Annotated in this window: 1 protein-coding gene; it reads left to right on the forward strand. The window is 43.9% G+C overall.

What is annotated here, in order from left to right:
* Window positions 1-29 precede the first annotated feature (29 nt).
* On the forward strand, window positions 30-677 hold a 648-nt coding region (locus R7190_RS27790), incomplete at its 3' end, for a LacI family DNA-binding transcriptional regulator (protein WP_318137919.1).

Genomic DNA, 677 nt, shown 5'->3' on the forward strand with positions numbered 1-677 from the left:
ATTTATTAGCAGTTGGATTCATTAGCATTATGGCAAGGCTTAAAGATGTCGCCGAACTCGCCGGTGTAAATCGTTCTACCGTTTCTCGCATCATTAATGGGGAAGGAAAGTTTCGTGAAGAAACTAGAAAAAAAGTAGAACAAGCCATGGCGCAATTGAATTACCGTCCAAGTGCGATCGCCCGTTCTCTTGCAACATCGTCAAGTAATATGGTCGGTTTGTTGGTGACTTATTACACCGGTGGATTTTTCGGTGAAATGATGGAGCAAGTGCAAACGGAATTGGACATTCATAAGAAGTTTCTCATCACTGCGCAAGGCCATCATTCTGCTGAAGGAGAGAAAGAAGCGATTCAGCGCTTCAACGATCTTCGTTGCGATGGCTATGTTCTGCATAGTCGCTATTTATCCGATGATGATCTACGTGAGTTAGCAAAACTTCCTACGCCTTTTGTGCTTCTCGATCGTTATGTCGAAGGGATTGAAGAGCGCTGCATTACGTTTAATCACCACCATGCAAGTCGTATCGCTGTTGAGCACTTAATCGCTGGTGGCCATAAAAACATTGCCTGTATTACCGGGCCATCCCTACGTCACAATAGTTTGCTCAGAAAGCTTGGCTATGTTGATGCAATGAAAACAGCTGGTATCGACATTGATGAAAGTTGGTGTGAAGAA

The organism is Vibrio sp. 1078-1, assembly GCF_033340475.1.